Origin of the sequence: Halomonas qinghailakensis, assembly GCF_025820815.1 — a bacterium.
GTDB classification, from domain to species: Bacteria; Pseudomonadota; Gammaproteobacteria; order Pseudomonadales; family Halomonadaceae; genus Vreelandella; species Vreelandella qaidamensis.
This window is the reverse complement of sequence record NZ_CP096973.1, coordinates 1,762,059-1,784,286: the sequence shown is the minus strand read 5'-3', so window position 1 is coordinate 1,784,286 and position 22,228 is coordinate 1,762,059. Positions and strand designations below refer to the sequence as shown.

The following is a 22,228-nucleotide window of genomic DNA, read 5'->3' as shown; positions in this document are numbered from 1 at the left end:
CCTTATTGGCGGCGCATCTCATTAATGCGCACACCTTCTATTTTCATTAACTGCCCGCTATGGCCATCAAACTCAAACTCAACCACTTGATTTTGAGCACCCAGCAGCTTGATCTCATACTCCACATGGCCATCCTCACGCTCTATCTCTACTTCTATTACCTCGCCGATATAATTAGCCTCCAACCAATCTAGGATGGACTCTAAGGGCACGACGTCTCCGCGCCGCACTTCACTGTGCAACGTTTCCCAGTGCTGGTCAGCAATGGCGGCACTACCGGCCAGTGCAATGGCAAACACCGTTGCAACGACGCACACAGGTACCACCTTGCACAAGCGCATGTGTGGCAGACGCTGCCAATAATGTGAAAGGGTTGGCATGAGGGGCATTTTATTCATTCTACTAGAATGCCAAAGGCAACATGAACGTTAGATGAACGGCTTTGTCAGCTTACGGAAAGAACCGCGGTGTTATAACTTCATTGTCTTACTGCGAATGCTGTCTCATTCAACAGACCAAGTCATTTAACAAACCAAGTCATTTAACAAACCAAGTCATTCAACAAACCAAGAAGGAATTTGACATGAACGCTATGAAAAAAATGTTGCTGATTCCGGCCTCCGCGTTGCTGCTCACTGCAGCTGCAGGTAGCGTGCAAGCTGACTCGTTACCCGTTGATCAGATTGATAGTGTACTAACCCATGCCACTGACTATGGATTCACCCATTACGAAGAGATCAGTATTAAAAGTCGTGGCCGCGCCGAGGTAGAAGGCTGGCTAGACGACGAATGGTACGCTGACATTGAATTTTCCATCGATAGTGGCGAAACACTAAAAGAAGAGCGTGAGCGCCTAATTACCGGTGCCTGGGGCATGAGCGAAGATGATATCCGCCAGGCATTAGAAGTAGCGAGCCAAGAAGGCATGGTCGAATTTGAAGATATCGACATTGATAAAAGCGGCATGATCGATGTTGAAGGCCGTGATGAAAATGGCCGTGAACTAGAAATCAGTCTGCGCCAAGGCTCCTTTCAAGTGAGCGAAATTGACCGCGATTAACTGAATAGCACAATCCGGCATTAACTAACGCAAAACATCATGCGGGCCTTCACGGCCCGCTTTTTTGTGTTAGCACTGTAAAGGATTTCTTGTAAAGGACGTTGTTAACGTCGCATTGTAATGTGCATAACATAGCCATTAGCCACCTAATGCGTACTCTCAGCATAGACGTATGTAACCAAGGGAGATGCCTTTGCTACCCACCACCGACGAGGGCGTAAGCGACCGTTTAGAACACGCAGTACTGCGTGACCTTGCGTGGTTGCTGGTCACGGCTGATGTAATTGAGCTATCGGGACCTATTACCTATTCAGGCAGGCCAACACGCCAGGAGCTTGGCTTAGTAGATTCAGTTGATGACTGGTTGGCGAGTCTTTCATCACTGGTGAATGCGCTAGATGGCAAGCTGGCGACGCGCATGGGGCACTACCATGAGCGACTGTGGCACCTAATGTTAGATAACGCACCTAACACTCGACTGCTCGCCAAGAACCTGCGCATTACCCAGCGGCGTAATACCCTGGGCGAGTTGGATATGCTCTATCGAACGCGGAATAACCCCAACCCTATCCATCTGGAAGTAGCGATAAAGTTCTACCTTGGACTACCAGAAGGCCCTGGAGATGCCACCAGCCAAAGCCGCTGGATTGGCCCTGGCGGGCTAGATAGCCTAGCACTGAAATGCAGCCATCTTCGCCATCATCAGTTGCCGATGTCGAGCACTGCCATCGCGCAAGCGATCATCGCCCAATGGCTATCCCCTAGAGATCTCGGCCATGCACTACCCCATTATCCGCTGACACAGCGCCTAGCCATGCCCGGCGTGTTGTTTTACCCCTGGCACACGACAATGCCACCGCCCATCGGGGCAACGGTCGATCATCGGCGTGGTAAGTGGTGTTATTTAAAAGATTGGCCAGCGCTTGCGGCCGAAAAAGGCGAGTCATTACACATGGCGTGGTTAGAAAAACCTCACTGGCTGGCGCCACCCCAACAGGCAGCTTTTCAGCCAGCCAACGAGGAAATGGCCATGGTAATGCCGCTGATTGAACGCTACGGGCCACAGCAGGTGATGCTCTACGACTCGGAGGCAGAAACAAAGAAACAGCAAATGGAGCGTCTTATCATTGTCCCCAATGACTGGCCACGCCAAGTGCCGCTACCACCCCGTGCGCGCGGTTAAACAGCCATCTCGTTAGGCAACTATCTCGTTAAACAACCACCAGATTATCGCGATGGATCAGCTCGTGAGCCTCCACATAACCCAGAATGGCTTCAATCTGGTGGCTCGGCTGGCCCGCCAGCTGACGGGCTTCATCCGCACCGTAGTTGACCAATCCTTTGGCCACGCGTGCGCCCTGCTCATCCACGCACAGCACCATATCACCGCGCTTAAAGCTGCCCTGCACGTCACGTACGCCCACCGCCAAAAGGCTAGAGCCTTTGCCACGCAGCACATTCACCGCCCCGGCATCCAGCACCAAGGTGCCACGCACCTGCAACTGACCTGCTAGCCAGCGCTTACGAGCAGCAATGGGCGCTTGGTCTGGGCGCAACAGGGTGCCCAACGCTTCACCTGCCATGATGCGGGAAATAACCTCCGGCTGACGGCCACTCGCGATCACCGTAACCGCGCCAGAGCGGGCAGCCAGCTGTGCAGCACGAATTTTGGTGCTCATGCCACCGCGCCCCAAAGCACCGCCACTGCCTGCCACAGCGGCTAAGCGCGGGTCGTCGGCACGGCCTTCAGCAATCATCTGAGCATTGGGATCGTGACGAGGGTCAGCGTCAAACAGCCCTTCCTGATCGGTGAGCAGCAGCAGCGCATCGGCTTCTAACAGGTTAGCCACCAGTGCGCCAAGCGTATCGTTATCGCCAAAGCGAATCTCGTCGGTGACCACGGTATCGTTTTCGTTAATCACCGGCACCACGCGCATCTCAACCAAGGTACGCAGCGCCGACAATGCGTTGAGATAGCGCTTTCGGTTAGAAAGGTCATCGTGAGTAAGCAGAATCTGAGCCGTTAACATACCGTGGCGAGCAAAATGCTGCTCATAGCACTGGGTAAGGCCGTTCTGGCCGACCGCCGCGGCCGCCTGAAGCTCATGAACGGCACTAGGGCGCGCCTGCCATCCTAGGCGCACCATGCCCGCCGCTACTGCGCCAGAAGAGACCAGCACGACCTCTTTGCCCTGCTGGTGCAGCGTGGCAATCTGGTCAACCCAGCCGCCAATGGCCGCCTCATCCAAACCACGGCCATCGTTGGTGAGCAGCGCGCTACCAATTTTCACCACCACCCGACGGGCTCCGCTTAACGCCTCACGGCCGGGCAACTGCTCATTGCTTTCCACGTCGCGACTCTCCCAAGCCATCCCGCTCACGCGATTAAATCCGTCAACCCTGCTGACGCTCCCCATTCGGCCGACGGATCGGTTACGGGGCGTACTCTACTTCGACATCGTAATCATCATCGTCAAAGTCGTCGTCATTTTCATCGTCGTCGTCACGCTTACGGCGACGGCCAAGACGCGCTTCGGTACGGGCCACCGACTCCTCTTCCATGCGGCGGCGCATTTCCTGCTCGCGGGCGTGGGCTTCTTCATCTTCATTTTCCAAGCGCTGCTGCTCGGTTAGCCAGCGGTACGCCGCCTGTACCAACTTGTCAGTGCCGTCGCTGCTGATGGCCGAAATACGGAACACCGGGCCATCCCAGTTCAGCGCGTCAATGATTGCCTGGGCGCGAGCTTCGCGATCCTCTTCCGGCAGCAAATCGAACTTGTTCAGTACCAGCCAGCGCGGCCGTTCAGAAAGCGCCGGAGAGAACTGACCTAGCTCGTGAATAATCGCCTGGGCCGCCTCCACCGGATCCGACTCGTCAAACGGCGCCACGTCCACCACATGGAACAGTAGCCGCGTACGGGTCAGGTGCTTCAAGAAACGTAGCCCCAGGCCAGCGCCATCAGAAGCACCTTTAATCAGCCCTGGCACATCGGCCATCACAAAGTGCTCATGCATACCCAGCTTCACAACACCCAGGTTAGGCACTAGGGTAGTGAACGGATAGTTCGCTACTTTGGGTTTGGCCGCAGATACCGAACGGATCAGCGTAGACTTACCTGCATTCGGCATGCCCAGCAGGCCGACATCAGCCATGACCTTCATTTCCAGGCGCAGGTTGCGGCGGTCGCCTTCGGTGCCCGGCGTGGTGCGCCGTGGTGCACGGTTGGTCGAAGATTTAAAGTGAATATTACCCAAACCACGACGACCACCTTCGGCCACTAATACCACCTGACCGATATCGGTGACATCGGCGATCACCTCAAGGGTATCTTCATCGATCACCGTGGTGCCCACCGGCACTTTCACATGCAGGTCTTCACCGGCTTTACCGCTCATCTGGCGGCCCATACCGCCCTGGCCATTTTCAGCTTTGTAAAAGCGTTGAAACTTGAAGTCAATCAAGGTGTTTAGGGAATCGTCACCAATCAGGTAGACGCTGCCACCATGGCCACCATCGCCACCATCGGGGCCACCTTTGGGCACATATTTTTCGCGGCGAAAGCTCAGACAGCCATTGCCGCCTTTACCTGCCTCAACAATAATTGAGGCTTCATCGACGAACTGCATTGGATTCTCCCGGCCGCTTCCGCCGCCCTAACTGCAATATCTCACCCGTTAGTAACGGGCAAAAGGGATCGAAAAGACAAAAAAGCCCCGCCATGGCGGGGCTTTTATTTCGTCATCTTCGTCCTGCGCAACAAGTGTTGCTTAGGCAGAAACGATGCTAACGAATTTACGGTTGTTCGGACCTTTGGTCTCGAACTTCACGAAGCCGTCGTTCAAAGCGAACAGCGTGTGATCACGGCCTAAGCCAACGCCAGTGCCAGCATGAAAACGTGTGCCACGCTGACGAACGATGATGTTACCCGCAGTTGCCGCTTGGCCACCAAAGAGTTTCACACCTAAGCGTTTGGACTCGGAATCGCGACCGTTACGCGTGGAGCCGGCTGCCTTTTTATGTGCCATTGCAAAATCCTCCTAAAGGAAATCAGCTGCTTACGCAGAAATTCCAGTAATTTTGACTTCAGTGAACCACTGACGGTGGCCCTGACGCTTCATATGGTGCTTCCGGCGACGGAACTTGATGATCGTTACTTTATCGCCACGGCCGTGGGAAACGATTTCAGCAGACACTTTAGCGCCGCTTACTAAAGGCGCGCCAACGTTGACGTCATCGCCGTCTGCAACCAGCAGCACTTCATCAAACTCAATCGTTTCGCCGGTAGCGACTTCGATTTTTTCGAGCTTGAGGGTTTGACCTTCTTGAACGCGGTACTGTTTGCCACCGCTTTTAATAACTGCGTACATGTCGCCTCTCCGGACTTGTCGTTAATGCCGGTTACGCCCCGCGTAACCAACGCTCATCGCCTTCCGCTCTTATCGACCTGCTGCGAGTGGCGCCCCTTTTGGCAGCCATCTGACAGGGAGCATGATGAGTGGGTCGCGAATTATAGCGACTATCACTGCTTACCACAAGACCATAGGGCATTGTCAATCATACACCGCGCCACGAACGCCTATCGCTACCTTGACGCCTCACAGGCAGCCCCATAGCATGGCCCCAACTACCCCACCCCGCGATGAACGGAACCCATGACAGCCAACGTCTCTCAAACCCCGCCTGCCAGCCCAACGCCTTCACCGCTGCACGCCGTGGTGGCCGATGACTTTGACGCCGTAAACCGCACCATTGTTGCGCAGTTGAATTCCAAGGTGCCGCTGGTAGAAACCATCGGCCAATATATTATTGAAAGCGGCGGCAAGCGCCTGCGTCCTTTGCTCGTGCTGCTAGCGGCCCGATCACTGGGCTATCAGGGCGACAAACACATCACCCTCGCCACGCTGATCGAATTTATGCACACCTCGACGTTGCTGCACGACGACGTGGTCGATGAGTCGCACATGCGGCGTGGCAAAAAAACCGCCAACGATGCCTGGGGTAACGCACCATCCGTACTGGTGGGTGACTTCCTCTATTCGCGCTCATTCCAAATGATGGTGGACGTAGGATCAATGCGCATTATGGCAATTCTGTCCGGCGCAACCTGCGTGATTGCCGAAGGCGAAGTACTGCAGCTCACCAATATCGGTAACCCGAGCATTTCTGAAGCGGATTACTTTGAAACCATTCAAGGTAAAACAGCGATGCTGTTTGAAGCCGCCTCCCACAGCGGTGCCGTGCTGGCCGATGCCACCCCTGAGCAAGAGCGCGCCCTGCAGTATTACGGCCGCTATTTAGGCCTCGCCTTCCAGCTCATCGATGACCTGCTGGACTACCAAGGCGATGCCGAGGCCATGGGCAAAAATGTCGGCGACGACCTGGCAGAAGGCAAACCGACATTACCACTGATACATGCCATGGAACGCGGCACGCCTGAACAAGCCAAGTTAATCCGCCAAGTGATTCGCAAAGGCGGGCTGGAACAGCTCGACGACGTGCTTGAGATCATCAACGCCACCGGCGCGCTGGAGTACACCCGCGCACGAGCCGTTGAGATGGCCGATAAAGCCCTGGCCGAACTAGATGCCCTACCGCCCAGCCCCTACCGCGATAGCATGGCGAATATCGCCCGGTTAGCGGTTGATCGCAAAGCATAAAGTCAGCACTACAAAGCAATGCAGCGCGTAAAAAGAGACTTGAAAAAAACCCTTCGCCTGCGTATGATTCGCTCCGTTGTTAAGCACTGCTCGGCACGTTTTTAACGGCACTGTTTCAACAACTTTCGGAATATAGCTCAGCTTGGTAGAGCGCTGCCTTCGGGAGGCAGAGGTCGTAGGTTCGAATCCTGCTATTCCGACCAAGAATTCAAAGACTTAGATGATAAGCAATTGTTTATTTTATAGTCCGAAATACAGACTACCAGTCCACAATCTGTCCAGATTGTCTAAGTCTTCTATAAAGAACCGACCTTATCAGGTCGGTTTTTTTGTTTCTTCGTCACTTTCCTCACGACAGCAGCAAAACAGAGCTTCAGAAAGCCAAAAATCCGGTCAAGACTTTGAACCCAAGTTGGCACCCCAGCTATCTGGCACAGCCAAATATAAATTTAGAACCTCCCACACCTCATCGCAAGTAAGCAGGGTTGCTGTCGAAAGCATCCACAGGATAATCTTTAAGAACTATTAGTCTTATTCGAGATTCTATTCCCTGATCACATGCAAATTGAAGTGGCTGTAGCCAACTTTAGGAACAAAAATGCCATTAATTTTCAAAGGATTTATAAGTCTATCTGCCTTGAGCCTAGCCGTTCTGACAATGACACTTCCGGCTCTATCTCAGGCATCAGAGATTGGCACGCTCCCCCACACTGATTTTGAAATAGATATTGATGAGCTTGCTATGCGAGATAAAGAACTCTCCGATAACATTGCAGAGATGTGCCACATCATGGGGGATAGTGACTGCAACATAATATTAACAAGCTGTTCAGAAACTCCTATTCCCAATTCCTGCTTCCTACGGACACTTCTTTTTCACGCTATGGACGAGGCAACATGTAGTGAAGGCAGCTTGCAAGAATGCAGTGCTGAAAGAAGCCGGTATGAATCAAGGGTATCTGATTTTTCTAGCGACTACGCTAATCAGCCAGGGATCGGACGCGCAGCCCTAAATAGCTGCTTTTCATTTTACAAAGTAGATATTGATTCCCCCACCTTAATCAACGTAAAAGAAGAGCTCGACAACGTCATGCCTGGATTAGGTGAATATATTGACTATAAAGGGCTCTACCATTGCATAAGAGATCAATATATGGAGATGACAAGAGGAATTATTTCTCAGTAAAAATGTTGAGCAAACTTAGGACTCATCAGCTAGTGGTTAGCAGATAATCTCCTATTCCCTACGTATGGCCTAGCCCTCGCTGCTTTTCCTGTAGATGTCTTGGCCATAAATGCGTAAGTATCCACGTAGTAGATATAGCTTAGGGTAGTTGAAGGCTCATTGCCGAAACCGAGCGCTTAGGCTACCTATTTTCACTTCATGCCAACGCTGCTTAATTCTATGAAGGTGGTAGGTCTAGAGTTAGACACACTACTTTTCACTGTATGCCATACTCTCAATCATGCGCAACGCTTCTAAAAACCGGCTCATTGCTACGTGACCCCCCAAGAAACAGATGCAGTTGCCTTGATTACACAGGGGCAGTCACTATGCACATTAATATCAACGAGGCTCAAAAGAAGCTCTCCCTACTCGCTCAAAAAGCAGTGGAGGGTGAAGAGATTATAATAACGGAGCATGGTAAGCCTGTTGCTCGGCTCGTTCCGTGCGAGAAGCCTCCGGCGCGCCTAAAGCAGCTACTAGGTGCTATGAAGGACGAGATTCAAGTCACTGAAGGTTGGGACGAACCTCTTGTGGGCCAAGAGCTGCTGGAATTTTATAAAGACAATCTCGGTTGAGTTGTTTCAACCTACGACTATAGGTTAGGAAGTGGCATTAGCTAAATCTCCGGCGATTGCCTATGCCTGAGTTTAGAGGATAGCGCAGGCGGCCCATTAAGGACCGCCGCTTATATCAGTTTGTGGAAAGACTAACCGTTAGCTTCTCTCAGATTCCAATGTCCGCAGCGCTTCTTGTAGATGATCCTGTCTCAAATGAGCATAGTGCTTAACTGTCGTCTCGATACTGGCGTGTCCCATCAGACTCTTCACTGTCGGCAAATCAACTCCGGCCATGACCAACTGAGATGCGAAATTATGGCGGAGCGAATAGATGTCTAGCTCTGTAGGTAACCCACCAAATTTCTTAATCTTCAACCACGGCTTTCGCATCGCACTGCTCGCAAGCATACGCTCCCCCTGGGCAAACCTCGGCGATGAAAATACATAACCTTTCCGTGGTAGCCCTTGATCCTCCCACCACAGTTTCAGCACTCTGGTTAAAGATTCCGAGAGGGGAAAATACTGAACCTTGTTGCCGTGGTGAGCCGTTTTATCAAGCACCTTGGTGATAAGTGTAAAGTCGTTTTCAACATGCTCCCAACGCAAACTAAACATATCTCCAGGTCGAAAGCCTCCGTAATAAATGCAAAGCATGAAGGGAACTACATGATCGGCATATGTCTTTTTATCAAGATCAGGTAAATATTGCTTACTGGCCTTAGTGCGTGAATGGCGTCTTTGTTGCTTTCGCTCTTCGGTGTAAAGCTGAAGGCCTCGGAACAGACCATCCACTTCCTTCTGGTGAAGCACTCTTCGACGAACCGGAACAGGGCTCCCATCACTCTCAACGGCTCCTGGTCGTTGCAATCTTGCCCCTTGAAGCGGGTTGCGATCAATCACTTCCATTTCCACCGCATAGTTAAGCATTGCTCGCAGCACATTCCATGAGCGCTTGATTGATGAATGCGCCAAACCTCTTTTCTCACAAGCTATCTGCCAAGTAACCAGATCAAGTTTCTTCAGCTCTCTCAGAGAGCGATCACGCCAAATACTGAAGTCTCGCTTCAGCCGATCCAAATCACCGCTTCCGCTTTTGTTACGAAGCAAGTGCTCTCGATAGTGGCCATCCCAAAACTCCGCTAACGTCATGCAAGATACTTGATGTTTTTGACGCTCTTTTATCTCTTGGCGTTGCTTCTCACGCTCAATATGTGGCTCTTTCCCTTTAGCAATATCAGCCACCCAGCCAGTTACAACTTCTCTAGCAATATCGGCTGAAACACTGGGCCACCTACCCACCTTCACTACAGGACGCTTTTGTTCGAGCTTAGAACGATAGCGATAGAAGAAGGAAATCACCGCCTGATCACGACTGAGCATGCAAGAGAACCCCATGATCAGTGTGTCTCTAATTTCTGACACTTCTTTCTTTCGCGCATCCTGTATAGCAGATTCAGTAATACGTCGAGAAATGACTTTCCGAGTCATTGATAAGCCCTCAGCAGGCGGGACGTCTAAACGACACGATGCACTTGCTTCGGGTCGATTTAGCCGTCCACTAACTGTCCCAGCAGGCTCAATATGCATACTGAGACGTTGGACGGATGGTATGTCCAATAGCCTATGCCAAAGATAATTAGGCGTTCAATTTTTTGTTCAATCCTCGATTTTAGGCGCTTCTTTGTGAAAAATATGCCTATTTTCGGGAACAAACTCGCTTGCAGTTGCGCTTTTTCGGGAGGCAGAGGTCGTAGGTTCGAATCCTGCTATTCCGACCAAAGAACACTATCAAAAACGGCCACTTAGCTAATACAGCGAGTGGCCGTTTTTGGTTGTGCTTTTTCTAGTTGACACGCCTAAGTGACAAATAGGCTCCAAACGGCCAAACACGCGTGATTTTCTTGACCGCCACCAGCTTAGCCTCGTTTTTAAGTATTGCTATTTGCAATTGATAAAGAGACTCGTTTAAATAGCGCACTTACTGCCAGGTTTGGATCCTATGTGCCGTTTTCCCCTACGACATACCCTACACAGCGCTGTACTTGTTGTGGGCTTACTGTTATCGGCTGTTAGCCATGCTCAGTGGGCAACCGTTGACTGGACCATTGCAGAAACATTACTGGCAATAGATGCCCCTGTCAGCAGCGTTGCCCAGCACAGCGATTACCACACCTGGGTCAGCGAGCCTCGGATACCCAGTAGCGCCACTGACATGGGGTTACGTTCCCAGCCTAACCTGGAACTACTAGCACAAGCGCCTCCGAAACAGATACTGATATCTCCTATGTTTGCCGGATTAAGACCCCGACTAGAGCGAATTGCGCCTGTCAGCACCTTTTCGCTCTATTCGCCGGAGACCGATACGTGGCAGGAGATGCAAACACTGACGCGCCAGCTGGGTGAACTAACCGACCGTGACGCCCAGGCAGAAAGGCTGATCAACAACACTCGGGCTCTAATGACTGAATTGCGAGGCCAGCTTCCCGAGAGCGCACCATTACTCCTAGTGCAGTTTATGGATGCCCGCCATGTCCGAGTGTTTGGGGAAAGCAGCCTCTACAACGCCGTCCTAGAGCAACTAGCACTGCCTAACGCCTGGGATCAGCCGACCAACGCCTGGGGCTTTTCGTTAGTCGGGATTGAAGCCCTAGCCCGCTACCCAGAGGCAACGCTTGCCATCATCGAACCGCTTCCTGAAGGCGTTGCGTCACAGCTCGAAAGCAGCGGTTTATGGCAGCATTTACCCAGTGTAAAGAACGCCCAGCTATTGCACCTACCGCCGGTCTGGAGCTTTGGAGCACTCCCTTCTGCCCAGCGCTTTGCTCGGGAACTGTCCGCTGCCCTTGTGACACGTGACACAACTCAAATAACTGATTTAATTGTTAACTAAGGTTGTCTTTCAGGGTGCACGCTATTTTTAAACGTTCCAGTTAACGTAGGGTTACGTCAGGAATTTAAAACTAGCGAGGGAGCGCCATGACACTAGCCATTGTGGCCACACGCGCCGGCGTGGGGCTGGAAGCACCCGCCGTGCATGTTGAGGTCCATTTAGCTAATGGGTTGCCTGGGCTAACACTGGTGGGTCTGCCAGAAACCGCCGTCAAAGAGAGCCGCGAGCGGGTGCGCAGCGCGCTCATCAATGCTGGGTTTGATTTCCCCAACACCAAACGTATTACCCTCAACCTTGCACCCGCCGATCTGCCCAAAGAGGGCGGTCGTTTTGATTTACCGATAGCGCTCGGCATTCTGGCCGCCTCCGGCCAAATCCCAGTGGATGCGCTAGAAGGCATGGAGTGCGCTGGTGAACTGGCGCTGGATGGCAAACTACGCGCCGTGCCTGGCGTACTGCCTTTTGCACTTGCCACACGGCGCGCCAATAAAGTACTGATTATTCCCCGCGCTTGCGCTGATGAAGCTGCTCTAGCGGGTGATTTGCCCGTTCTACCAGCCGACACCCTTTGGCAGGTCGTTGCTCATTTGCTAGGGCAAGAGAAAATCCCGCCCCACCAACTGTCTGCCTCGGTGAGATCCACGGCTCCCATGGCCGACTTAGCCGACGTGCGCGGCCAGCACCAAGCGCGCCGCGCGTTGGAAGTAGCGGCCGCTGGTGGCCATAATTTGCTGTTAGCAGGGCCACCGGGCACCGGTAAGACCATGCTCGCTAGTCGCTTACCGGGCATTCTGCCACCGCTTTCCGAAGACGATGCGCTGCAGGTGGCTGCCGTGCGTTCGGTATGTGGTCTGCCCCTGGAAGCAGACTGGGGCCAGCGGCCATTTCGCCAACCCCACCACAGCGCCAGCGCCGCCGCGTTAGTGGGAGGAGGCTCAAAGCCCAAACCTGGGGAAATCTCCCTTGCTCACCACGGCGTGCTGTTTTTAGACGAGCTGCCGGAATTTTCCCGCAACGTATTAGAAGTTTTACGGCAGCCACTGGAAACGGGGGAAATACATTTATCTCGCGCCAGTCACGAGCGCCGTTACCCAGCACGGTTTCAGCTTGTAGCCGCCATGAACCCCTGCCCCTGCGGCCATTTGGGTGACCCACGCCAGCGCTGTCAGTGCAGCGCCAGCCAGATTCAACGCTACCAGGCACGGCTTTCTGGCCCGCTATTAGACCGCATTGACCTGCAAGTAGAAGTGCCCGCTCTACCACCCGAACAGCTTACTGCCCAAACTCAGGGTGAACCTTCCAGTGCGGTGCGCGATCGGGTGATGGCCGCCCGTGAGCGGCAGATGGCGCGAGGCGCACTCAACAGCCAACTAAGTGGCAAAGCCCTAGAAGCCGCCTGCGCGCTAAGCGATGAAGAGCGCATGTGGTTAGCGGAGGTACTGGAAAAACTTAAGCTCTCTGCCCGAGCTTACCATCGCGTGCTGCGGGTCGCGCTCACCCTGGCTGACCTACAAGGCGAACCCAAGCCCAGCCAGCCGCACTTTATCGAAGCCATCGGCTATCGGCAGCTAGACAGGCTGTTAAGGGGAGCCTAGTGAACATTCTCGACAAAGTTATCCAAAGCATCGAACAAGACTTGTCGAATTGGCTCGGCTTCATTGACTAAGTGGTGTCGGGCTTCTGGGTGGCGGTGGATTTCGGCATTAGGAAATTTCTCTTCCAATACCGCTAGGTTCCACTCCCAGTCTACGGTTAGGTCTTGCTCACCCTGCAAAATCAGTGTGGGCAACGGATTAGGTTCCAACGCTAGCAAACGCGGCATCCAGCGTCGCATTGCGGTGATCCACATAACACTCAACCGCTCGGGTTGCAGTGGGTCTTGATCACGCAGAAACGCGGTGAACTGTTCATCCGTTGAATTAGGCCGATACTTACGCGGCAGCTCTTTTAGAAAGGGGCTGGCAATTAGATGAAGCCAGCTTGCCTGGCTCCAACGCCAAGGGCGCACTAAGGGTGCTAGCAGCACAATACCTGCCCAGCCTGCTGCCTCTCGGCGAGTAAGCGCGTCAGTCGCTAATATCGCCGCCCCGGTACTCTGCCCCACTCCTAACCACGGCATAGGTGCCATTCCCAGGGTTCGCAAGGTCGACTGTAAATGCACAAGACAGTGCTGATAGTCGTCAAAATCTTCAATTTCAGCCCGTGGGCCGCTGGAAAGACCATGACCGGGAAGATCCCACAATACTACCCGCCAACCTTTGGCTAGCAGACAACCTAGCAAATGGCGATAAAGGCCTAAGTGATCAAAGTAGCCGTGAATGACAAACGCGGTGCCAGTGGGAACAGGTGGGCTCCAGACTTGGCACCAAAGAGCAAATCGTCCAGTATCAATAAAACCTGCGTGCACTTCGCTGGTGTCGTTTAAGAGCGTTTCTAAGCCGTAGTGGCGAAAATAGTCGTGCACAGCGTCTGTTAGCGCGTCACCCGGTCTAAGCCGAGAGAGCGATGATTCGCCTGCCGCTTGCCGAAACAAGCCTTCCAGGTGTTGGAAATTATGCATCAACGTCTCTCCATGAACGCCACCTATCCATTGGCTAAATGACAGCGGAGACCATTGCCGCTCTCATCATTTGGTCGAGCATTTTGCTGCTTTAGGGTATAGGCTGTTTACATGCCCACGCAGTTGTGGAAGTATTTTCCACAAATATACCTTTACCCTGACCGTGGCACGATAATATCCCACGGGCACCTTCACAGGAGAACCCCATGAGCGAGCGTATCACGCGTCACCGTTTACAGGTGTCAGCAGACCTGGACCGTTTCATCAATGAACAGGCATTACCGGGCACTGGCGTCGACGAAAACGCTTTCTGGGCCGGCGTTGACGCGCTGTTCCATGAGCTGACACCGAAAAACCGCCAACTGCTTGAAGAGCGCGACGCACTTCAAGAGAAGCTGGATGTTTGGCACCGTGAAAACCCTGGCCCGGTGAGCGATATGCAGGCTTACCGCAGCTTCTTAAAAGAAGCCGGTTACCTAGTGGATGCGCCGAACAGCGTTAAAACCACTACTGCCAACGTAGACCGCGAAGTGGCTGTCCAAGCAGGCCCACAGCTGGTGGTACCTGTCAGCAATGCCCGTTATGCACTGAACGCCGCTAACGCTCGCTGGGGCAGCTTGTACGATGCCCTGTACGGCACTGATGCGATTTCAGAAGAAGATGGCGCTGAAAAAGGCACCAGCTTCAACCCAAAACGTGGTCAAAAAGTTATCGCCTATGCCCGTGGCGTACTTGATCGTGCTGCCCCACTGGCTACAGGCTCTCACCGTGATGCGGTGAAATACACTATTCGTGACGGCCACTTGGTGGTTAGCCTGGAAGGCGGTCGTGAAACCGGCCTAAAAGACTCCGGCAAGCTGATCGGCTTTAACGGCGACGCTTCCGCGCCGGAAGCAATCCTACTGGCCAACAACGGCCTGCACCTTGAAATCCAGATCGACGACAGCCACCCAATCGGTAAAACCGATCCCGCTCACGTGAAAGACGTGGTAGTGGAAGCAGCACTGACTGCCATTATGGATTGCGAAGACTCCGTTGCTGCCGTCGACTCTGAAGATAAAGTCGGTGTTTATAGCAACTGGCTTGGCCTGATGAAGGGCGACCTGGAAGAGAACATCGACAAAGGTGGCAAAACCTTCAAGCGGACGCTACACGCTGATCGTACTTGGCAAACCACTGATGGCAGCACCGTTAAACTGCCGGGTCGTTCGCTGATGTTCGTGCGCAACGTGGGTCACCTAATGACCACACCCCATTCTAGACGAAAACGGCAACGAACTGCCGGAAGGCATTTTAGACGCGGTAGTGACCTCGCTGCTGGCGCTACACGACCTGAAGAAAGACGCCGATCAGCCGCGTAACTCCCGCGCAGGCTCAGTGTATATCGTTAAACCGAAAATGCACGGGCCAAAAGAAGTAGCGTTCGCCAACGAGTTGTTTGGTCGCGTTGAAGACATTCTGGGCATGAGCCGCGACACCCTGAAAATGGGCATTATGGATGAAGAGCGTCGCACTACCGTCAACTTGAAGGCGTGTATTGCTGAAGCGGCTTCTCGGGTTGTGTTCATCAACACCGGCTTCCTTGACCGCACCGGTGATGAAATGCATACCGCCATGGAAGCTGGTCCGATGGTTCGCAAAGGCGATATGAAGAGCGCTGCGTGGATCACCGCCTATGAGAAGAACAACGTGCAGGTAGGCTTAGCCTGTGGCCTGCGTGGCCGTGCTCAAATTGGTAAAGGCATGTGGGCGATGCCGGATCTGATGCACAATATGCTAGAGCAGAAGATTGGCCATCCCAAGGCGGGTGCCAACACGGCATGGGTACCTTCACCAACGGCGGCGACGCTGCATGCGCTTCACTACCACCAAGTCAACGTCACGGACGTTCAGCGCGAGCTGGAAGCCCAGGGCGAGCCTGACTTCTTAGATGACCTGCTCACCGTGCCAGTCGCCGAAAATGCCAACTGGTCGGATGAAGAGATTCAGCAAGAGCTGGATAACAACTGCCAGGGCATCCTTGGTTACGTAGTTCGCTGGGTAGAACACGGCGTAGGCTGCTCGAAAGTACCGGACATTCATAACGTCGGCCTAATGGAAGACCGCGCTACTCTGCGCATTTCCAGCCAGCATATCGCCAACTGGCTGCACCACGGCATTGTCGATGCACCACGAGTAGAAGAAACGCTTAAGCGGATGGCTAAAGTGGTTGATAAGCAGAACGCTGACGACCCCACCTACACAGCCATGAGCGCCGACTTCGAAGGCTCGACTGCCTTTAAAGCAGCCTCTGACCTGATCTTCAAGGGCCGCGTACAACCTTCTGGCTACACCGAACCGCTACTCCACGCATGGCGCCAGGTGCATAAAGCGAAGTAAACCCGTTTTACGGTATCATCAGCCTCGAGGCGCACGCCTCGGGGCTTTTTTATAAAGGACAATAATAATGACCGTAATGACTGCCGAGCAGATTGAACACTTTTTAGATGAGGTGTTTCCCCAACGGATGGGTAAAATTGAAAGCGTTGGAGAAATGTGTGCCACGATGCGTTTAACCGTCGGTTATGAGCATTTGCGCCCTGGCCCACGCGTGTCTGGCCCGACCATGATGGGCTTTGCTGATGTAGCGCTGTATGTGGCCATTTTGGCGCAAATTGGCCCGGAAGCCATGGCAGTCACCAGCGACTTAAACTGCCACTTCTTGCGTGCCGCCTCAGGCGAGCACGATATTATCGCCCATGCTCGCTTGATCAAACTAGGCCGCCGCTTAGCGGTAGGCGAAGTGCAGATCTTCTCTGCCAGCGATGACACTAAGCCGGTTGCGCATATTACCGCGAGCTATGCGCTGCCAGACAGTCCAACGGGCCAACCACCGCGCTAACGACTGAGCAATGCGGTGACGGCTAAGCCTAACCAGCCTGCCATCAGCAGCAAACCACCGATGGGCGTTACAATACCAACGCTAAGCCCTACGAGGGCCATTAGGTAAAGCGAGCCTGAAAATGCTGTGATACCCACTGCCCATAGCCCCAGCACTATTTGTTGCCCTGGCTGAGGACCCTGGCTGCGCCAAACCAGCACCGCAAGCATGGCCAACGTATGCCACGCTTGGTAACGCACGCCGGTTTCAACGATGTCGACCATAGCAGCACTGGTACGCGATGCTAAGCCGTGAGCCGCATAAGCCCCTAATATCACCATTAATGCGCCTGAGAGTGCCACTAAACACCACCAGGGCTTGTCTGCTCGCTGCATGCATTACTCCTGTTTATAACTACTGTTTATAACTACCTTTTATAACTATTGGCTATAAGTACTTACTATAAGTATTTGCTATGAATACGCATCACAAGTACCCAAAATACGCGATCGATACGCCACTAAGCTGATTAACACGGTCACGTACCTTGAGCGGTACGAAACCGCTACAATAGACAATAATTTGCTTCACCGACTGGGAATACTTACCGTTATGTCCACTCCTCATGAGTCGATACAACTGACACTCAATGGCGAACCACATACGCTGGCAGCCGGCCTTAGCGCCGCCGATCTGATCGAGCAATTAGGCCTGACTGGGCGCCGCATTGCGGTGGAAATTAACGAACAAATCGTACCCAAAAGCCAGCTTGCCCAAACGCATTTAGCCAATGGCGACCAGATTGAAGTCGTTCACGCCATCGGCGGCGGCTAGCGCAGCCCGTCACCCGTTTTTGCTTTCACAAGGAACCGCTATGACGCCACTAACTGATACACCATTTACCGTTGCTGGACGCGAGTTCAGCTCCCGCCTGCTGGTGGGTACTGGCAAGTACAAAGACTTTACCGAGACCGGCGCAGCCATTGCCCAAAGTGGCGCGGAAATTGTCACCTTTGCCGTGCGGCGCACCAACTTAGGCCAGGATGCTGACGCGCCTAATCTACTCGATGTCGTTTCCCCTCAGCGCTACACGCTGCTGCCAAACACCGCAGGCTGCTACAACGCCAAAGACGCTGTACGCACCTGCCGCTTAGCGCGTGAACTACTCGACGGTCATAACCTGGTCAAACTGGAAGTACTCGGCGACGATCACACGCTCTACCCTAATGTGGTCGAGACATTAAAAGCCGCTGAGACACTACTGGCTGACGGCTTTGATGTCATGGTGTACACCAGCGACGACCCCATTGTGGCACGTGAATTAGAAGCCATGGGCTGCTGCGCCATCATGCCGCTGGGCTCGCTGATTGGCTCAGGGCACGGCATTCAAAACCCGCATAATGTACGCCTGATTGTTGAGCAAAGCAGTGTGCCTGTGCTGGTCGATGCGGGCATTGGCACCGCATCTGACGCCGCCATGGCAATGGAGCTAGGTTGTGACGGTGTGCTGCTCAACACGGCGATTGCTCACGCCCGTGACCCGCTGCGTATGGCCCGCGCGATGAAACTGGCTGTAGAAGCTGGCCGCGATGCCTTCTTAGCGGGCCGCATGCAACGCCGCCAGAGCGCCGACCCCTCTTCGCCTTTTGCAGGCCGGATTAACGGCTGATACACAGAGATACCATGACCGATACCAACGACACCGTGCCCAACAGCGCTAACACCGCCACCACCGGCCCTGAAAACGCTGATGCCCCATTACACCGGCGGGGAATTAAGAGCTACGTGATTCGCGCGGGACGCATGACGCCAGCGCAAAGCCGTGGCTTGGAAGACGTTTGGCCACGCTTAGGACTGACGATTGCCGATGGGCGCCAGGACTTGGACGCCCTGTTTGGCCGCCAAACACCACGGGTGGTCGAAATCGGCTTTGGTATGGGCAACTCACTTATTGAGCAAGCCGAGCGCCACCCGGATACTGACTTTATTGGCATTGAGGTTCACGCACCAGGGGTGGGCAAGCTGCTAGATGAGGTAGATAAACGCGGCCTAACCAACCTGCGCGTTTATCGCGAAGATGCCCTAGCAGTACTTGAGCAGTGCTTACCGGAAGGTTCATTGACCACCCTGCAGCTGTTTTTCCCTGACCCGTGGCCAAAAAAGAAGCACCACAAGCGGCGTATTGTGCAGCCTGCGTTTGTTGAGCTGATTCGCACGCGCTTAAAGCCCGGCGGTACTTTCCATATGGCAACCGACTGGGAAGCCTACGCCGAGTGGATGGCCGAGGTGATGGACGCTGCACCCGGCTATGCCAATACTGCTAGCTCAGAAACAGCGCCCTACGTGCCACGGCCTGAGTTCCGCCCACTCACCAAATTTGAAGCTCGCGGCGAAAAGCTTGGCCACGGCGTATGGGACTTAATCTACCGCCGTGAGGTTTAAAAGTAGCCATTAAAGGCAGCGATTAACGGCAAGCTAAGCGTCGTTTATGTTCACTTATCGTAAACGACGCGATGCAGCGTACCGCTACCGCGTTCAAAGGCATCAATATTTGCCAGTGTGATCTCGGCAATGTTGGTCAACGCTTCACCGGTAAAAAATGCCTGATGCCCTGTAATCAGCACGTTATGGAAGGTTGTTAGGCGCATAAACTGATCGTCATCAATCATCTTGTCCGAGAGATCTTCGAAAAACAGTTGCTCTTCTTCTTCGTAGACATCCAACCCCAGACGACCAATATGGCCGCTTTTTAAGCCAGCAATGACCGCTTGTGTGTCCACCACTCGCCCACGCCCGGTATTAATCAGCATCACGCCTTGCTTCATCTGAGCGATGGCATCAGCATTAATCAGGTGATCAGTTTCAGGCGTCAACGGGCAGTGCAGCGAGATAATATCCGCCTGGGCATAGAGCGACGCCAACGGCATATACTCTACAAACGACTTGGCATTTGGGTTTGGAAAGGGATCGTTGGCAACCACTCGGCAGCCAAAGCCATGCATGATATCAGCGAAGATCAACCCAATCTGTCCGGTACCAATGATGCCCACGGTTTTACCGTGCAAATCGAACCCCAGCAGACCATCCAGAGCGAAATTACCCTCGCGCACACGGTTGTAGGCACGGAACGTCATGCGATTAAGACTCATCACCAGCGCTACCGCGTGCTCAGCCACCGCGTGAGGAGAATAAGCGGGCACCCGCACCACGGTAATACCCAACCGTTCGGCTGCGGCTAAGTCAACATGGTTAAACCCTGCTGAACGCAGGGCCACTAAGCGTGTACCGCCGTTGTGTAATTGCTCTAACACATCGGCATGTAAGTGGTCATTTACAAAGGCGCAGACGCCCTCAAACCCTTTCGCAAGCGGCGCCGTATCGACGACCAAGCGCGCATCAAAAAAGCTGAGTTCATGACAATTCGCAGCATTGGCACGGGTAAGGAAGGTTTGGTCATAAGGTTTAGCACTAAAAACAGCAACGCGCATAGCAGTAGTCCTGGCTCTTGAAGGAAGTTCAGCATAGGCAATTTGGCTATTATCTACTGAAACAGAGCAGGAGATAGACATCGAGGTCAAAGAAGATAGACATCGGGGTCAAAGAAAGCAGCCACTAAAAACAAGAAAGGTACTGCTAGAAAAAGGTACTGCTAGGAAAAAGTATTGCTAGAAAAAAGAAAGCCGCTCCAAAGGGAGCGGCAAAAGACCGTGACTAGCAATGAGAGGGAGAAACCATGACAGAAAACTGGCGCTAATTTTTGCCAAGTAGCTGTCTTGGTTGCCAGCGTCTCATCAAACGCTGACCATCACAATATAATCATTCTCATTTACCCCGTCAACCCAAATGCGAATACTTTTTATTTATTTTTAAACTCGTGTTTTTACACTACCCCACCAGCTGCAACCATAACGGTAGTGTTAGCATTGCAAGCAGTGTTTGACCGGTAATAATGGCCGCCATCAGCTCTGCATCACCACCTAGTTGGCGAGCAAGAATATAAGCTGATGTGGCGGTAGGCAGCGCTGCAAAAAGTAGCGCCACGTCACGGCTGATAGGCTCCAGGCCCACCAAGTTAGCCAATAGCAGTACTAACGCAGGCATCAGCAGCAGCTTGATGCTATTCGTCGCTATCACGCCACGGTCAAGGCGCAACAATGCCGCAGGGCGCAGCGCCACACCCACGGCAATTAGCCCTAGCGGCAGCGCTGCAGCACCCAGCAGCCCTACCGTATCCTGGCTCCAACCAGGCAAGCCAACCCCTGAAAGATTAAGCCCTACTCCCGCCAGGCAGGCTAAAATCAGCGGGTTTTTAGCCAACGCAAGAGCACTTTGTCCAAGGCTTGCACTACCCAGCGTACCTGCTGCCACAAAGCTTGCGACACACATCACGTTCACTACCGGTACCATAAGCGCTACCGCTACAGCCGCGACAGTAGCTCCTGTACTGCCATGCAGTGCCGCGGCCCCTGCGACGCCTACATAGGTATTAAAACGCACAGCACCTTGAAACACCGAGGTGAAAGCCGCAGGCGTTAGTCCCAAATAGCCACGGAAGCGCCATAGTACTAGGCCAAAAATCCCCATTGTGCCGAGCAGTACCAGTGCTAAGCGAGCAACCGGCACTTGGCTGACATCGGCAGTCGCCAGCGTACTTATCAGCATCGCAGGAAACAGCACAAAGTAGATCAGACGTTCCATCTGCGGCCAAAAACCAGCACTTGGCCAACGGCAGTAGCCAATAGCGGCACCGAGTAAAATCAATAAAAACAGTGGCCCAAGTGCGCCAGTAATGCTCTCCATTATGATTCCTTATTAACTGCGACATCCCAGCACAGCGACATCCGTCCGATTACTGTTACCATGAAACCAACTTCCACCTTACGGCCTGCGTAGTGACCATTTTGCCATGAAGAATTTGCCTAAACCTGCCTACTTTACGGGGTTTCCTGCGCTTAAAGTGCTTATCCTCATTACTGGCATCGCACTGGCTGCCTGTACGTGGTACGTGTTCGCCAATTGGCTACGCGATGATGGTGATATCACCTGGTTTACACCAAACGCCAACTGCAATCTACACACCAGCACCTGCTCAGCGATTCTAGGAGATAAAGGCCGCTTAACCCTGACCGTTGATGCCGATGGCCGAATCGACGCACTGGATATCCTGCCCCTGGATGTCGAAGTTGAGGGCCTCAACCCCAGCCATGTAACAGTCGACTTTATTGGTCGCGATATGGATATGGGCTTACACCGCTTTGCGTTAACCGCCACAGCGCCAGGACACTTTCATGGCCAAGGGCAGGTCGGTATTTGTACGCAAGACGTGATGCCGTGGCGGGCGCGGGTTATCCTGGAGACGCCAGAAGGCAAGCTGGGCAGTTGGTTCGACTTCGACGTGATTAGGAGCTAATGCGC

The 22,228-nt window shown here is 53.3% G+C and carries 22 protein-coding genes, 1 tRNA gene and 1 pseudogene; 14 read left to right on the top strand and 10 right to left on the bottom strand.

Translation table 11 applies throughout. The features are described from left to right. Nucleotides 1-2 precede the first annotated feature (2 nt). The gene (locus M0220_RS08445) at nt 3-380 is read right to left on the bottom strand and encodes a PepSY domain-containing protein (protein WP_030071385.1); all 378 of its coding nucleotides are present in this window, start codon (nt 378-380) and stop codon (nt 3-5) included. A gap of 203 nt (nt 381-583) precedes the next feature. On the opposite strand from M0220_RS08445, the gene M0220_RS08440 reads away from it, so the two are divergent. Both M0220_RS08440 and M0220_RS08435 read left to right on the top strand, forming a co-directional pair. After that, nucleotides 584-1,060 (top strand): PepSY domain-containing protein, encoded by a 477-nt coding sequence (locus M0220_RS08440; RefSeq protein WP_030071387.1) that lies wholly within the window; start codon nt 584-586, stop codon nt 1,058-1,060. 193 nt (nt 1,061-1,253) lie between these two features. Next, the gene (locus M0220_RS08435) at nt 1,254-2,243 is read left to right on the top strand and encodes a DUF1853 family protein (RefSeq protein ID WP_264019132.1); all 990 of its coding nucleotides are present in this window, start codon (nt 1,254-1,256) and stop codon (nt 2,241-2,243) included. A 28-nt stretch (nt 2,244-2,271) separates the two neighbouring features. On the opposite strand, the gene proB is transcribed toward M0220_RS08435, so the two are convergent. The 4 genes from proB to rplU form a co-directional block, all read right to left on the bottom strand. Next, entirely contained in the window at nt 2,272-3,432 is a 1,161-nt protein-coding gene (proB, locus tag M0220_RS08430) for a glutamate 5-kinase (protein ID WP_264019207.1), read from the bottom strand. Nucleotides 3,433-3,493: 61 nt separating this feature from the next. Then, complete coding sequence (cgtA, locus tag M0220_RS08425; protein WP_264019131.1) at nt 3,494-4,687, bottom strand: Obg family GTPase CgtA; 1,194 nt, start codon at nt 4,685-4,687, stop codon at nt 3,494-3,496. A 141-nt stretch (nt 4,688-4,828) separates the two neighbouring features. Continuing rightward, nucleotides 4,829-5,086, bottom strand: a complete 258-nt coding sequence (gene rpmA / locus M0220_RS08420; protein ID WP_030071394.1) for a 50S ribosomal protein L27 — start codon at nt 5,084-5,086, stop codon at nt 4,829-4,831. Between the two features lie 30 nt (nt 5,087-5,116). Further along, entirely contained in the window at nt 5,117-5,428 is a 312-nt protein-coding gene (gene rplU / locus M0220_RS08415) for a 50S ribosomal protein L21 (protein WP_030071396.1), read from the bottom strand. Nucleotides 5,429-5,713: 285 nt separating this feature from the next. Between rplU and ispB the strand changes: the two genes are divergently transcribed. From ispB to M0220_RS08395, 4 genes are all read left to right on the top strand, one after another. Further along, nucleotides 5,714-6,718, top strand: coding sequence for an octaprenyl diphosphate synthase (ispB, locus tag M0220_RS08410; protein WP_030071398.1), 1,005 nt, complete (start codon nt 5,714-5,716; stop codon nt 6,716-6,718). A gap of 126 nt (nt 6,719-6,844) precedes the next feature. Next, nucleotides 6,845-6,921 (top strand) — tRNA-Pro (locus M0220_RS08405). A 395-nt stretch (nt 6,922-7,316) separates the two neighbouring features. Then, nucleotides 7,317-7,904 (top strand): hypothetical protein, encoded by a 588-nt coding sequence (locus tag M0220_RS08400; protein ID WP_264019130.1) that lies wholly within the window; start codon nt 7,317-7,319, stop codon nt 7,902-7,904. Between the two features lie 368 nt (nt 7,905-8,272). Next, nucleotides 8,273-8,521, top strand: a complete 249-nt coding sequence (locus tag M0220_RS08395; protein ID WP_264019129.1) for a type II toxin-antitoxin system Phd/YefM family antitoxin — start codon at nt 8,273-8,275, stop codon at nt 8,519-8,521. Nucleotides 8,522-8,659: 138 nt separating this feature from the next. Here M0220_RS08395 and M0220_RS08390 read toward each other — a convergent pair whose 3' ends face one another. Further along, entirely contained in the window at nt 8,660-9,991 is a 1,332-nt protein-coding gene (locus tag M0220_RS08390) for a tyrosine-type recombinase/integrase (protein ID WP_264019128.1), read from the bottom strand. A gap of 511 nt (nt 9,992-10,502) precedes the next feature. Here M0220_RS08390 and M0220_RS08385 point away from each other — a divergent pair. Together M0220_RS08385 and M0220_RS08380 are read left to right on the top strand one after the other, a co-directional pair. Next, nucleotides 10,503-11,393 carry an ABC transporter substrate-binding protein gene (locus M0220_RS08385; RefSeq protein WP_035536387.1) on the top strand — a complete coding sequence of 297 codons (891 nt, stop codon included), beginning with the start codon at nt 10,503-10,505 and terminating at the stop codon, nt 11,391-11,393. Nucleotides 11,394-11,479: 86 nt separating this feature from the next. Further along, a complete protein-coding gene (locus M0220_RS08380) occupies nt 11,480-12,988 on the top strand; it encodes a YifB family Mg chelatase-like AAA ATPase (RefSeq protein WP_264019127.1) in 1,509 nt (502 codons plus the stop codon). On the opposite strand, the gene M0220_RS08375 is transcribed toward M0220_RS08380, so the two are convergent. Further along, a complete protein-coding gene (locus M0220_RS08375; protein ID WP_030071404.1) occupies nt 12,985-13,953 on the bottom strand; it encodes an alpha/beta hydrolase in 969 nt (322 codons plus the stop codon). The two genes, M0220_RS08380 and M0220_RS08375, sit on opposite strands and share 4 nt — an antisense overlap. A gap of 206 nt (nt 13,954-14,159) precedes the next feature. Here M0220_RS08375 and M0220_RS08370 point away from each other — a divergent pair. Both M0220_RS08370 and M0220_RS08365 read left to right on the top strand, forming a co-directional pair. Further along, a pseudogene (locus M0220_RS08370) lies at nt 14,160-16,332 on the top strand (malate synthase G). 67 nt (nt 16,333-16,399) lie between these two features. Continuing rightward, entirely contained in the window at nt 16,400-16,834 is a 435-nt protein-coding gene (locus M0220_RS08365) for a PaaI family thioesterase (protein WP_264019126.1), read from the top strand. On the opposite strand, the gene M0220_RS08360 is transcribed toward M0220_RS08365, so the two are convergent. After that, nucleotides 16,831-17,208 carry a DUF423 domain-containing protein gene (locus tag M0220_RS08360; RefSeq protein WP_030071411.1) on the bottom strand — a complete coding sequence of 126 codons (378 nt, stop codon included), beginning with the start codon at nt 17,206-17,208 and terminating at the stop codon, nt 16,831-16,833. The genes M0220_RS08365 and M0220_RS08360 overlap by 4 nt on opposite strands. 217 nt (nt 17,209-17,425) lie before the next feature. On the opposite strand from M0220_RS08360, the gene thiS reads away from it, so the two are divergent. The 3 genes from thiS to trmB are packed head-to-tail and all read left to right on the top strand — an operon-like array spanning nt 17,426 to nt 19,255. Next, nucleotides 17,426-17,647 (top strand): sulfur carrier protein ThiS, encoded by a 222-nt coding sequence (gene thiS, locus M0220_RS08355; RefSeq protein WP_030071417.1) that lies wholly within the window; start codon nt 17,426-17,428, stop codon nt 17,645-17,647. Nucleotides 17,648-17,687: 40 nt separating this feature from the next. Further along, the gene (locus M0220_RS08350; protein ID WP_030071418.1) at nt 17,688-18,482 is read left to right on the top strand and encodes a thiazole synthase; all 795 of its coding nucleotides are present in this window, start codon (nt 17,688-17,690) and stop codon (nt 18,480-18,482) included. Nucleotides 18,483-18,496: 14 nt separating this feature from the next. Then, the gene (trmB, locus tag M0220_RS08345; protein WP_264019125.1) at nt 18,497-19,255 is read left to right on the top strand and encodes a tRNA (guanosine(46)-N7)-methyltransferase TrmB; all 759 of its coding nucleotides are present in this window, start codon (nt 18,497-18,499) and stop codon (nt 19,253-19,255) included. A 50-nt stretch (nt 19,256-19,305) separates the two neighbouring features. On the opposite strand, the gene M0220_RS08340 is transcribed toward trmB, so the two are convergent. Both M0220_RS08340 and M0220_RS08335 read right to left on the bottom strand, forming a co-directional pair. Continuing rightward, the gene (locus M0220_RS08340) at nt 19,306-20,301 is read right to left on the bottom strand and encodes a 2-hydroxyacid dehydrogenase (protein WP_264019124.1); all 996 of its coding nucleotides are present in this window, start codon (nt 20,299-20,301) and stop codon (nt 19,306-19,308) included. A 397-nt stretch (nt 20,302-20,698) separates the two neighbouring features. Further along, nucleotides 20,699-21,613: an AEC family transporter gene (locus M0220_RS08335; protein WP_030071425.1), complete on the bottom strand. Its 915-nt coding sequence runs from the start codon at nt 21,611-21,613 to the stop codon at nt 20,699-20,701. Between the two features lie 106 nt (nt 21,614-21,719). Here M0220_RS08335 and M0220_RS08330 point away from each other — a divergent pair, with 106 nt between their 5' ends. Beyond that, a complete protein-coding gene (locus M0220_RS08330) occupies nt 21,720-22,223 on the top strand; it encodes a hypothetical protein (protein WP_030071427.1) in 504 nt (167 codons plus the stop codon). Nucleotides 22,224-22,228 lie beyond the last annotated feature (5 nt).

Coding starts and splice junctions, on each gene's coding strand:
- M0220_RS08445 (WP_030071385.1), bottom strand. CDS start 380: ATGCCAACCCTTTCACATTATTGGCAGCGTCTGCCACACATGCGCTTG.
- M0220_RS08440 (WP_030071387.1), top strand. CDS start 584: ATGAACGCTATGAAAAAAATGTTGCTGATTCCGGCCTCCGCGTTGCTG.
- proB (WP_264019207.1), bottom strand. CDS start 3,432: ATGGCTTGGGAGAGTCGCGACGTGGAAAGCAATGAGCAGTTGCCCGGC.
- cgtA (WP_264019131.1), bottom strand. CDS start 4,687: ATGCAGTTCGTCGATGAAGCCTCAATTATTGTTGAGGCAGGTAAAGGC.
- rpmA (WP_030071394.1), bottom strand. CDS start 5,086: ATGGCACATAAAAAGGCAGCCGGCTCCACGCGTAACGGTCGCGATTCC.
- rplU (WP_030071396.1), bottom strand. CDS start 5,428: ATGTACGCAGTTATTAAAAGCGGTGGCAAACAGTACCGCGTTCAAGAA.
- ispB (WP_030071398.1), top strand. CDS start 5,714: ATGACAGCCAACGTCTCTCAAACCCCGCCTGCCAGCCCAACGCCTTCA.
- M0220_RS08400 (WP_264019130.1), top strand. CDS start 7,317: ATGCCATTAATTTTCAAAGGATTTATAAGTCTATCTGCCTTGAGCCTA.
- M0220_RS08395 (WP_264019129.1), top strand. CDS start 8,273: ATGCACATTAATATCAACGAGGCTCAAAAGAAGCTCTCCCTACTCGCT.
- M0220_RS08390 (WP_264019128.1), bottom strand. CDS start 9,991: ATGACTCGGAAAGTCATTTCTCGACGTATTACTGAATCTGCTATACAG.
- M0220_RS08385 (WP_035536387.1), top strand. CDS start 10,503: ATGTGCCGTTTTCCCCTACGACATACCCTACACAGCGCTGTACTTGTT.
- M0220_RS08380 (WP_264019127.1), top strand. CDS start 11,480: ATGACACTAGCCATTGTGGCCACACGCGCCGGCGTGGGGCTGGAAGCA.
- M0220_RS08375 (WP_030071404.1), bottom strand. CDS start 13,953: ATGCATAATTTCCAACACCTGGAAGGCTTGTTTCGGCAAGCGGCAGGC.
- M0220_RS08365 (WP_264019126.1), top strand. CDS start 16,400: ATGACCGTAATGACTGCCGAGCAGATTGAACACTTTTTAGATGAGGTG.
- M0220_RS08360 (WP_030071411.1), bottom strand. CDS start 17,208: ATGCAGCGAGCAGACAAGCCCTGGTGGTGTTTAGTGGCACTCTCAGGC.
- thiS (WP_030071417.1), top strand. CDS start 17,426: ATGTCCACTCCTCATGAGTCGATACAACTGACACTCAATGGCGAACCA.
- M0220_RS08350 (WP_030071418.1), top strand. CDS start 17,688: ATGACGCCACTAACTGATACACCATTTACCGTTGCTGGACGCGAGTTC.
- trmB (WP_264019125.1), top strand. CDS start 18,497: ATGACCGATACCAACGACACCGTGCCCAACAGCGCTAACACCGCCACC.
- M0220_RS08340 (WP_264019124.1), bottom strand. CDS start 20,301: ATGCGCGTTGCTGTTTTTAGTGCTAAACCTTATGACCAAACCTTCCTT.
- M0220_RS08335 (WP_030071425.1), bottom strand. CDS start 21,613: ATGGAGAGCATTACTGGCGCACTTGGGCCACTGTTTTTATTGATTTTA.
- M0220_RS08330 (WP_030071427.1), top strand. CDS start 21,720: ATGAAGAATTTGCCTAAACCTGCCTACTTTACGGGGTTTCCTGCGCTT.